This is a genomic window from Moorena sp. SIO1F2 (assembly GCF_010672755.1).
In the GTDB taxonomy this organism is placed as follows: Bacteria; Cyanobacteriota; Cyanobacteriia; order Cyanobacteriales; family Coleofasciculaceae; genus Moorena.
The window spans coordinates 1-9,383 of sequence record NZ_JAAHFV010000262.1 but is presented as its reverse complement, the minus strand read 5'-3'; the positions used below and the strand labels follow the sequence as shown (position 1 = coordinate 9,383).

Below are 9,383 nucleotides of genomic sequence, written 5' to 3'. Positions count from 1 at the left end.
TCCCTACTCCCTACTCCCTACTCCCTACTCCCTATTAAAATCTCATAAACATTTATCAGGCTCAAAAGCAAAGGGAAGTAGAGTTAATGATGCTCCGTTACTTAAAGAAATGGTTACTACAAATTTTTGGTTCCAGCTACCTGCTACTGCAACATGGAGATAACGTTCATTTACCAATACCGCTTCAGAGACAACACCAGTGAATTCACTGATTCGTAACTTCATACCAGGGGGAAGTGTATTACCAAGACAGTCTTCGATTAGCAATAGCAATGCCCATTCTCGAGTATCTTCTGGTGCTTTCTGGTAAATGAACCAGGTAACAGCACATAGTTTGAACAGAATGCCATTTAAATTAACAGTTTGGTAAGAGCCACGAGCATGAGCCGGAACAATTAATCCTTTTTGTCGTCTCAACTCTTTAGCGATCGCTCGATATCTGTCCGGTTCATCCGATACTGGACTAATCCGACGCATCAATGGCTTAGAAAAAGTATAGTCAGGAAGCAGTTGCCAAGATAAACAGCTTGCTAACTGATCCATTTCTCCTCGCAGCCACTCTGCTGTATTAATCGCTGTGTCAGCAAAGAATGGTAGGATTTCCTGAACAGAACGCTTAGTATCAGCAACTGGAATTGTGATCTCTTGAGAATCTAACCAACGCAAGTAGTGCAGTAAATGATTTGGTTGCTCATCAAATAAAGACAGAGGTAAATTATAGTTACGGTTACCTTGTGGTAAGTTAGCTGATTCGCGATATTTAACCAACTCGTCGTGACGTAAAACACCTCGAATAATACCGTGTTCTTGGGTTTCTTTAACCTCAATTATGATATAGAAATGAGCTGCAATTTCTGGTAATTCAACAGCAGCTATTGGAACATTAACCCCTGGCTCTAGGAGATTTTCCGTGACAAGTATACACAGATTAAAATCCCCAACTCTCAAATTACATACCGTTTCAATCAGATTAGCATAGTCTGGTTGAAACACCGAACATTTATCCTTATTAATTGGTAGCTTATCAACCCGTTCTTCTAACCATCTTTCAAACCCAAATAACGCTAAACCATTTAGATAATTTTGCCAATGGTTTGCCTCCTTATTCACTTTTTTACTAATCTTTTTCGCTTGGTCAAAGTCTTCAGGTTCGAGCCAAAATACTTCTAGAGTTGAAAGGGTTATATCCCTGGAATCTATCCTAGCATTATTCATTAGTTTTATCCTTGTGTTCATCTAGATATCGGCACAGTCGCTGAGCATATAAACTAGTCATTGAACGGGTTTTAGAAGTACTCAGTTCGGCTACCGCTTCTTGAAAAAATTGTGTGTTCAAGAAAGCCTCGACTTCCTGCATCAGGTTACTCAAATAATCGAGCTTTGTGGCATTTTTTTCCAGAGCTAATCCTTTAGTAGTTGTTGAGATAAGCTGGAAAAAATTTTCTACAGTCAGATACTGAACGCGATTCAGCAGTTTCCCTGGTGCCAAGACTCGGCTGGCTTGGGAATGATTGGTCATATTCAAAAGGGTTGCTATCTCTTTAAGAGACTTACCCTCACAGTAAAGGAATCGGAAACCTGGGATAACCTTTGAAGCAAAACAAGCGTAACGGCGCCTTTGCTCTAAAGAGGCAATGTGCTCAGCCAACGCTTGCGCTATAGCGTGATCTAAAACCTCAATCAGTCCCTGTTCAAGAAAATCCTGCAATTCAGATTGTCCTAAATGATCTATGGTATTAATAGAGTTTAGATCAGGTAATTCTTTCGGGACATACTCGCCAGTTTCTGGATCCCGTGCTTCTAGAGGTTCCCAGATCGGACTTCCTCTGCGGCTCCAAATCTCCTCCTCTTGCAGACCCTTGGCTATCCTGGTTAGTTCTTTGTGAAGCTCTTTGGTGGAATTGATTATAACACCACGTTCTGGCAACAGGTGGAGCATGTCTTGGAGTTGGTCATCCCTAGGCTCAAGGCATTGGTTAACTCTATGGTTGACTCTATGCTTAACTCTATGGTTAACTCTATTGCGCCGTTGCTGTTGTCTGTCTTGAGAATAGACAGTATGGAACGTTTCAACTAGTTTGCGATCGCGTGGATAGAGCTGTTCAAGATGTCTGAGTTTAACTCGTCCCAACAGTGACCAGTTACTGGACAAGGGCAATCCCTGTTCAGCTAAGCAACGTTTGATCTCAGGATGTTGTTTGGTTTTAAGATATGCCCAATTGTCCAAACTGAGGCGAGCTGATGAGTTCAGACGATAGCTTGCCAAGACATCAATCGTAAAAAACTGACCAAGTCCAGGTTCAATGTCACCTTGCTTATTAACAACCAGTTGAGCTTTGCCATCACTATCGAGAATAATCGGAGTTTTGCCATCATCATTGAGTACATAGGATAGCAGCTCACGGTAAGTTAACCGATAGTCAAGGCAAAACTGACTCGCTAGTGTTTTACAAGCCTTTAGGATCGAGGAAGAAACATAGCACCGAAGACAAAGTCCAGCTAACGCCTGGCATGTAGGATCAACAGTAGATAGCTCAGGGCGAAACCAGGATAGCAGTAAATCCTGGATATCTCGCTCCCACTGAGCTGATAATCTTTCCTTTGGATGTAATCCCAGGAGTGTTTGTTCAAAAAACTCCTGTGCTTGCTGTTGATGGCAGACTTTGTAGCCTTCTTCGTTATTGGCTGGGTCAAATACCCGAATTGTCGAGTATCTAGATGCATCCATAACCGATTGAGACAGCACTCCACTAGTATATAGATGTCATGCTATTTAACCTGTGCAGTTTTCTCAAGCAAAAGCAACAAGCAAGGGGTTGGTCAATGGTGGAACGATTGAGTGTAATCAGTAATGTTATAGCAGAAGTCAGAAGTCAGAAGTCAGAAGTCAGAAGTCAGAAGTCAGAAGTCAGAAGTCAGAAGTCAAAAGTCAGAAGTCAGAAGTCAGAAGTCAAACTCTTGCGCTTACTTAGGTTTGAGACTTTTGTCATGTCCGCGCCTGCCCTGGCGACTGCTAGAATTTGAGATTCCCTCACCGTCAATCATCAAACTCCAACCTACCCTACAACGGACGCCTGGACAAAAACCACCTCCAACCCTTCAACCTCCAACCTTGGCCAATAGGCCACGCTTCGCGAACAACCTTCAACCCTTCAACCTCCCAACCTTGGCCAATAGGCCACGCTTCGCGAACAACCTCCCAACCTTGGCCAATAGGCCACGCTTCGCGAACAACCTCCCAACCTTGGCCAATAGGCCACGCTTCGCGAACAACCTCCCAACCTTGGCCAATAGGCCACGCTTCGCGAACAACCTCCCAACCTTGGCCAATAGGCCACGCTTCGCGAACAACCTCCCAACCTTGGCCAATAGGCCACGCGATCGCGTTCAACCTCCCAACCTTGGCCAATAGGCCACGCGATCGCGTTCAAAAACCTATTAATTGTGAAACTCAATCCATTTAAGCGACGAAAATTTCTATTCCAAAGTTTAGGAGCTCTGGGAATAACTCTGTTATCAACTGGTTGCCGAAAAGCTTACAATTCTCAAGAGATCATCTACTCTGATTCTGGAGATAATTCGTTGTCACTGAAGTATATTAACGTTGCCCCTACCAACAATCAACCACCAACTGGATTAATTGTCTGCTTACACGGCTTTGGAGCCAACTCCGAAGATTTGGTATCTTTGGCTAAGGCGCTAAACTTACCAGACTATCAGTTTCTATTTGCTGAAGCTCCCTTTGACCATCCTGCTGTACCTGGGGGGAAAATGTGGTATGATCTGAATGTCCCCGGCTATCAAGGCTTAACCGAAAGCAGACAGAAGCTGATTGATTGGCTCGAATCCCTGGCCAAAAGGCCACGCTACGCGAACGAAGTGAGCACTGGCGTGCCCCTATCCCGCACCATTTTGAGTGGATTTTCCCAAGGTGGAGCCATGACATTAGATGTAGGTTTAACCTTGCCAATAGCAGGCTTAGTATCCATGAGTGGCTATTTACATAGCGAACCCCAACTTCCTACAAGCTCATCGTTACCACCGATTTTGATAGTTCATGGCAGACAAGACGAGGTTGTACCGTTAATGGCTGCTCACAATGCTAGAGATACTTTAACTGGTTTAGGGATACAGGTCAAGTATCAAGAATTTGACATGGGACATCAAATCATCCCAGAGGTAGTAGTGCTATTTCGTAATTTTGTTCTTGAAGTAATGGCTAATCGGTAATCTGTTCGCGTAGCGTGACCGTTCGCGTAGCGTGGCCTTTTGGCCAAGGTCAAGGACTTTTAGTTAATTTAATTTTTTCGATTCCGAAATCCTGATAACAATTAGAAACTCAGTAGAATACAAAAGTTTGTCCGATTAAGCCTAGAGCCATCTTCCCCATCTTGCCATCCCTCGCTTTCTACACAACTAGGTGTAGTCTAATTGAGTGCAGACTACTATAATTACTCCCCTATCAATCTTGTTTGTTTTCAATTAACAGACGACTAGGGTGTAAAGTGTGAAACTGATATATTTCACAAAAAGTTTACAAAATCTTGAAATTATTTCAGTGTAGATAACACAAACTTGATGAGTAGTTGGTCACTTTAACGCGCTTCGCTAATCAACCAGAGAACTCTATGAACGTTATTGAAACCAAAATACCCGAAGTCTTAATTATTGAACCCCGCGTCTTTGGTGATGACCGTGGTTTTTTCTTTGAAAGCTACAATAAACGAGTTCTAGCAGATAAAGCTGGGATCACCGCTGAGTTTGTCCAGGATAACTATTCCCGTTCAGCCCAAGGAGTGCTTCGAGGATTACACTACCAGATTCAGCAGCCCCAAGGTAAATTGGTGCGGGTTTTACTGGGGACTATATTTGATGTGGCAGTGGATATTAGAAAAAGCTCCCCGACCTTTGGACAGTGGGTTAGTTGTTTGCTGAGTGCAGAAAATAAACAACAAATCTGGATTCCGGCTGGATTCGCTCACGGATTCCTGGTGGTCTCTGAATTCGCTGAAGTTTTATATAAGACTACCGACTTCTACGCTCCTGATCACGAGCGGAGTATTTTGTGGAATGACCCTGACCTAGCCATTCATTGGCCTCTGACCGACTCTCCTAGTCTGTCGGCTAAAGATCAAGCGGGTAAGTCTTTCAAAACAGCCGAGGTTTTTTCATGAAAAAAATCTTACTCACTGGGATTACTGGACAAGTGGGTCAAGAGTTACAAAATACTCTTAGTCCCCTAGGCCAAGTAATCGGTGTGGGGCGCTCGGATATGGACTTAGCTGAGCCGGAGAGTATTCGTCAGGTAATTCATCAGATTAAGCCTGACGTGATTGTCAATGCAGCGGCTTACACGGCTGTGGATAAAGCAGAGACAGAACTGGCACTGGCTAAATCGATTAATGCTGTTGCTCCAACCATCATGGCAGAGGAAGCTCAGAATTTAGGAGCCATCCTGCTCCATATTTCCACTGACTATGTGTTCGATGGCACCAAAAATACTCCTTACACGGAGCAAGACACTCCTAACCCCATCGGTTCCTATGGTAATTCGAAACTGCAAGGGGAAGAAGGGGTTGAGCAAAAATGCGATCGCATTCTCATCCTGAGGACTGCTTGGGTTTACGGTACTCGTGGTCATGGCAACTTTGTCAAAACCATGCTACGACTGGGGGCTGAGCGAGAAGAGCTTCGGGTGGTAGCGGATCAAGTGGGTACTCCTACCTGGGCTAAGGATATAGCAGTAACCATTACTCAACTTTTGCAAGCAATGGATTCTAATCCAGTGGTAGGGGGAATCTATCACTTCACCAACAGTGGTGTCACTAGTTGGTATGACTTTGCCGTTGCCATCTTTGAAGAAGCCAAACTCCTGGGCTTCCCCTTAAAATTGCAGCGAGTTGTTCCAATTACTACCCCAGAATACCCCACTCCTGCTCAGCGTCCAGCTTACTCAGTTCTCTCAAACCAGAAAATATCCCAAACCTTGGGAACCTATCCGCCCCATTGGCGTCAATCCTTGAGGCAAATGTTAGCAGAACTTTATCAAAAGCTTGGGTAATTGCTATAAGCATAGGGAGTAGGGAGTAGGGAGTAGGGAGTAGGGAGTAGGGAGTAGGGAATCGGGAGTCGGGAGTCGGGAATCGGGAATCGGGAATCGGGAATCGGGAATCGGGAATTGGAAAAAAATCCTGTGTACCTGATTACTATGAAAACCGCTATAGTTCAAGTTCACCCTTAAACCTTCAACCTTGGCCTTTCGGCCACGCGATCGCTGAAAGCGGGACTTCGTCCATCGCGTTCAACCTGCTAACCTTGGCCTTTGGCCACGCTACGCGAACAACCTGCTAACCTTGGCCTTTGGCCACGCTACGCGAACAACCTTGGCCAAAAGGCCACGCTACGCGAACAACCTTCAACCAAACAACCTTCAACCAAACAACCTTCAACCTTCAACCTGCTAACCTGCCAACCTTCATATTTCATAATTCATATTTCATATTTCAGACTTTATAGTGAGGATTTTATATAGCTTATGAAAGCACTAATTCTTTCTGGGGGAAAAGGCACTCGTTTACGTCCCCTAACTTATACTGGTGCCAAACAGTTAGTACCTGTTGCTAATAAACCAATTTTGTGGTATGGGCTTGAAGCGATTATCGCTGCTGGTATTACTGATATCGGTATTATTATCAGTCCTGAAACTGGGGAAGAAGTTAAGGCTAAAACAGGAAATGGCGATCGCTTCGGAGCCAACATTACCTATATCCTCCAAGACCAACCCTTAGGACTTGCCCACGCCGTTAAAGTCGCCCAACCGTTTCTGGGAGATTCTCCTTTTGTAATGTACTTGGGAGACAACTTGGTTCAAAGTGAGCTGAACTTATTTGTAGAAAATTTCCAGAACAAAAATCTGGATGCTCTGACTCTGCTAAGGGAGGTAGAAAATCCTACTGCCTTTGGTGTTGCCAAAGTCGATGAATTTGGCCGAGTGTTGCAGCTAGTAGAAAAACCCAAAGTTCCTCCTTCTAATCTCGCACTGGTAGGTGTTTACCTATTTTCTCCTGTTATCCATCAAGCAATTGCTAACATCCAGCCTTCTGCTAGAGGGGAACTGGAAATTACCGATGCGATTCAATACTTGATTGATCAGCAAAAAAATGTAGAAGCTTTTAAACTCAAAGGTTGGTGGCTGGATACTGGTAAAAAAGATGACTTACTAGCTGCTAACCAGATTATTTTAGATACTTGTCTAGAATCTGATGTTGATGGTGAAATTGACTCCGAAAGTCAAATTAGCGGACGGGTAAAGATTGGTAAGGGGTCTTATATTACTAATTGTACCATTCGTGGTCCAGTTACCATTGGTGAAAACTGCCATCTGGAAAACTGCTTTATTGGTCCATATACTAGCATTGCTGAACAAGCTACTCTAGTAGATGCTGACATTGATAATAGCGTGATTCTAAAAGGTGCTAAATTAACGGGAATTCATCAACGAATTGTCGATAGTTTAATTGGAGAAAGAGCTCAAGTTAAAGCTGCACCCCAACATCCAAAAGCTTTACGATTCATGATTGGTGATGACTCACAAGTTGAATTAACTTAAGTACAGTTTGTGAGTTAACTGTTGAAGGTTGAAGGTTGTTCGCGTAGCGTGGCCAAAGGCCAAGGTTATCAGGTTGTTCGCGTAGCGTGGCCAAAGGCCAAGGTTATCAGGTTGTTCGCGTAGCGTGGCCAAAGGCCAAGGTTATCAGGTTCCCCTTGGCGTTCCCGTAGGGTAGGTTAGTTGGTTGTTCGCTTTTGACGTTCCCGTAGGGTAGGTTTACTGATAACGTTTAATGGTTAACCAATACCTCGTTAAGCATTACTACTAGGTAAAATTAGACCTCTCTATTGAAAAGGTAGTTTGATGATGCTGTTTGGGTCAATTATTGTTTATGAAAGCCTATTGATAGCTGGCATATTGCCTGCCTATTTAATACTTATGGCCTTTAACCTTTAACCTTTAACCTTTAACCTTTAACCTTTAACCTTTAACCTTTAACCTTTAACCTTTAACCTGTAACCTGTAACCTTTTGCCTATTTTTTATAATAACCAACTGAAGTACTGACATACTCAAACTAATCATGAATTATTCTGAACAAAAATCCCTGACTACTAGACAACCTCGCCAATTACTAGTAACAGGTGGTGCAGGATTTATTGGCTCGAATTTTGTTCATCACTGGTGTGAACAGTACCCAGGCGATCGCGTGGTGGTACTAGATGCTCTGACCTATGCTGGCAACCGCCAGAATCTGGCTGGTCTGGAAGAGAAAGCCAATTTGCGGTTTGTCCAGGGAGACATATGCGATCGCGTTTTAGTAGACCGCCTGCTACAGGAAGAAAACATCGACACCGTCGCCCACTTTGCTGCTGAATCCCACGTTGACCGCTCCATTTTAGGACCCGATGCCTTTATCCGCACCAATGTAGTCGGTTCCTTTACCCTACTAGAGTCCTTCCGGCAAAAATGGCAAAATCAAGGACAACCAAGGGATTATCGATTCCTCCATGTGTCTACGGATGAAGTGTATGGCAGTCTAAGTGCTGATGACCCAGCCTTCTGTGAAACCACACCCTATGCCCCCAACAGTCCTTATTCTGCTTCCAAAGCTGGCAGTGACCATCTTGCTCGGGCTTATTACCATACCTATGGGGTCCCCACTATTATCACTAATTGCTCCAATAACTACGGACCCTATCATTTTCCCGAAAAATTAATTCCCCTGATGTGCATCAACATCCTGTTGGGCAAATCTCTACCGGTCTACGGGGATGGACAAAATATTCGAGATTGGCTCTATGTGGGTGATCATTGTCGTGCTTTAGATGTAGTGATTCACAAAGGTCAACCAGGGGAAACCTATAACATTGGTGGCAATAACGAAGTCAAAAACCTTGACCTAGTTCAACAGATTTGTGAGCTGATGAATGAATTAGCCCCTGATCTACCTGTCGCTCCAGCGCAACAGTTAATTACCTTTGTCAAAGACCGCCCAGGCCATGACCGTCGCTATGCTATTGATGCCACTAAAATTAAAACTGAACTGGGTTGGGTACCAACAGAAACCCTAGCAGGTGGACTACGTAAAACTATTGAGTGGTATCTCAGCAACCGGGATTGGTGGCAACCATTGCTATCCCAAGAGTATCAAGCTTATTATCAGAAAGTTTATGCCTAGAAGGGTTAAGGCTTGAGTACCTTGTCCTAGGTTTTAGGGAGTAGGGAGTAGGGAGTAGGGAGTAGGGAGTAGGGAGTAGCGATGCAGTGTGGTCAAGACCGCTTAGGTGCGCTTTCCGTAGGCGAATTAAATTCGCCACGGGTCGCACCTCTGA

General features: G+C 44.1%; 12 protein-coding genes and 1 pseudogene. 8 read left to right on the top strand and 5 right to left on the bottom strand.

The window, feature by feature from the left end; all coding sequences use genetic code 11:
• Positions 1-42 precede the first annotated feature (42 nt).
• Together F6J94_RS24490 and F6J94_RS24485 are read right to left on the bottom strand one after the other, a co-directional pair.
• The gene (locus F6J94_RS24490; RefSeq protein WP_293044947.1) at positions 43-1,215 is read right to left on the bottom strand and encodes a DUF1822 family protein; all 1,173 of its coding nucleotides are present in this window, start codon (positions 1,213-1,215) and stop codon (positions 43-45) included.
• Positions 1,208-2,728 carry a hypothetical protein gene (locus tag F6J94_RS24485; RefSeq protein ID WP_293044945.1) on the bottom strand — a complete coding sequence of 507 codons (1,521 nt, stop codon included), beginning with the start codon at positions 2,726-2,728 and terminating at the stop codon, positions 1,208-1,210. The genes F6J94_RS24490 and F6J94_RS24485 overlap by 8 nt, the downstream gene beginning before the upstream one ends.
• Positions 2,729-2,766: 38 nt before the next feature.
• Between F6J94_RS24485 and F6J94_RS24480 the strand changes: the two genes are divergently transcribed.
• The 5 genes from F6J94_RS24480 (at position 2,767) to rfbD (ending at position 6,061) form a co-directional block, all read left to right on the top strand.
• A complete protein-coding gene (locus tag F6J94_RS24480; RefSeq protein WP_293044942.1) occupies positions 2,767-3,024 on the top strand; it encodes a hypothetical protein in 258 nt (85 codons plus the stop codon).
• Complete coding sequence (locus F6J94_RS24475) at positions 2,984-3,412, top strand: hypothetical protein (RefSeq protein ID WP_293044940.1); 429 nt, start codon at positions 2,984-2,986, stop codon at positions 3,410-3,412. Before F6J94_RS24480 ends, F6J94_RS24475 begins: the two co-directional genes overlap by 41 nt.
• Before the next feature lie 170 nt (positions 3,413-3,582).
• Positions 3,583-4,230 carry an alpha/beta hydrolase gene (locus F6J94_RS24470; protein WP_293044949.1) on the top strand — a complete coding sequence of 216 codons (648 nt, stop codon included), beginning with the start codon at positions 3,583-3,585 and terminating at the stop codon, positions 4,228-4,230.
• Between the two features lie 398 nt (positions 4,231-4,628).
• A complete protein-coding gene (rfbC, locus tag F6J94_RS24465; RefSeq protein ID WP_293044937.1) occupies positions 4,629-5,174 on the top strand; it encodes a dTDP-4-dehydrorhamnose 3,5-epimerase in 546 nt (181 codons plus the stop codon).
• Positions 5,171-6,061: a dTDP-4-dehydrorhamnose reductase gene (rfbD, locus tag F6J94_RS24460; RefSeq protein WP_293044935.1), complete on the top strand. Its 891-nt coding sequence runs from the start codon at positions 5,171-5,173 to the stop codon at positions 6,059-6,061. Before rfbC ends, rfbD begins: the two co-directional genes overlap by 4 nt.
• A 3-nt stretch (positions 6,062-6,064) precedes the next feature.
• Here the strand turns inward: rfbD and F6J94_RS24455 are convergent, their stop codons facing one another.
• Positions 6,065-6,235 (bottom strand): hypothetical protein, encoded by a 171-nt coding sequence (locus F6J94_RS24455; RefSeq protein WP_293044933.1) that lies wholly within the window; start codon positions 6,233-6,235, stop codon positions 6,065-6,067.
• An 87-nt stretch (positions 6,236-6,322) separates the two neighbouring features.
• On the opposite strand from F6J94_RS24455, the gene F6J94_RS24450 reads away from it, so the two are divergent.
• The gene (locus F6J94_RS24450; RefSeq protein ID WP_293044931.1) at positions 6,323-6,532 is read left to right on the top strand and encodes a hypothetical protein; all 210 of its coding nucleotides are present in this window, start codon (positions 6,323-6,325) and stop codon (positions 6,530-6,532) included.
• 3 nt (positions 6,533-6,535) lie between these two features.
• Positions 6,536-7,609, top strand: coding sequence for a glucose-1-phosphate thymidylyltransferase (locus F6J94_RS24445; RefSeq protein WP_293044929.1), 1,074 nt, complete (start codon positions 6,536-6,538; stop codon positions 7,607-7,609).
• Here the strand turns inward: F6J94_RS24445 and F6J94_RS24440 are convergent.
• A complete protein-coding gene (locus F6J94_RS24440; RefSeq protein WP_293044927.1) occupies positions 7,601-7,741 on the bottom strand; it encodes a hypothetical protein in 141 nt (46 codons plus the stop codon). The two genes, F6J94_RS24445 and F6J94_RS24440, sit on opposite strands and share 9 nt — an antisense overlap.
• A gap of 390 nt (positions 7,742-8,131) precedes the next feature.
• On the opposite strand from F6J94_RS24440, the gene rfbB reads away from it, so the two are divergent.
• On the top strand, positions 8,132-9,229 hold the full coding sequence (gene rfbB / locus F6J94_RS24435; RefSeq protein ID WP_293044925.1) for a dTDP-glucose 4,6-dehydratase: 1,098 nt from the start codon (positions 8,132-8,134) through the stop codon (positions 9,227-9,229).
• On the opposite strand, the pseudogene F6J94_RS24430 reads toward rfbB, so the two are convergent.
• A pseudogene (locus tag F6J94_RS24430) lies at positions 9,156-9,383 on the bottom strand (hypothetical protein); the annotation flags it as partial. The gene rfbB and the pseudogene F6J94_RS24430 sit on opposite strands and share 74 nt — an antisense overlap.

What these genes read in the sequence shown, in the direction of transcription:
- rfbB (WP_293044925.1), top strand. Translation starts at nt 8,132, where the DNA reads ATGAATTATTCTGAACAAAAATCCCTGACTACTAGACAACCTCGCCAA.
- F6J94_RS24480 (WP_293044942.1), top strand. Translation starts at nt 2,767, where the DNA reads ATGCTATTTAACCTGTGCAGTTTTCTCAAGCAAAAGCAACAAGCAAGG.
- rfbD (WP_293044935.1), top strand. Translation starts at nt 5,171, where the DNA reads ATGAAAAAAATCTTACTCACTGGGATTACTGGACAAGTGGGTCAAGAG.
- F6J94_RS24490 (WP_293044947.1), bottom strand. Translation starts at nt 1,215, where the DNA reads ATGAATAATGCTAGGATAGATTCCAGGGATATAACCCTTTCAACTCTA.
- F6J94_RS24445 (WP_293044929.1), top strand. Translation starts at nt 6,536, where the DNA reads ATGAAAGCACTAATTCTTTCTGGGGGAAAAGGCACTCGTTTACGTCCC.
- rfbC (WP_293044937.1), top strand. Translation starts at nt 4,629, where the DNA reads ATGAACGTTATTGAAACCAAAATACCCGAAGTCTTAATTATTGAACCC.
- F6J94_RS24485 (WP_293044945.1), bottom strand. Translation starts at nt 2,728, where the DNA reads ATGGATGCATCTAGATACTCGACAATTCGGGTATTTGACCCAGCCAAT.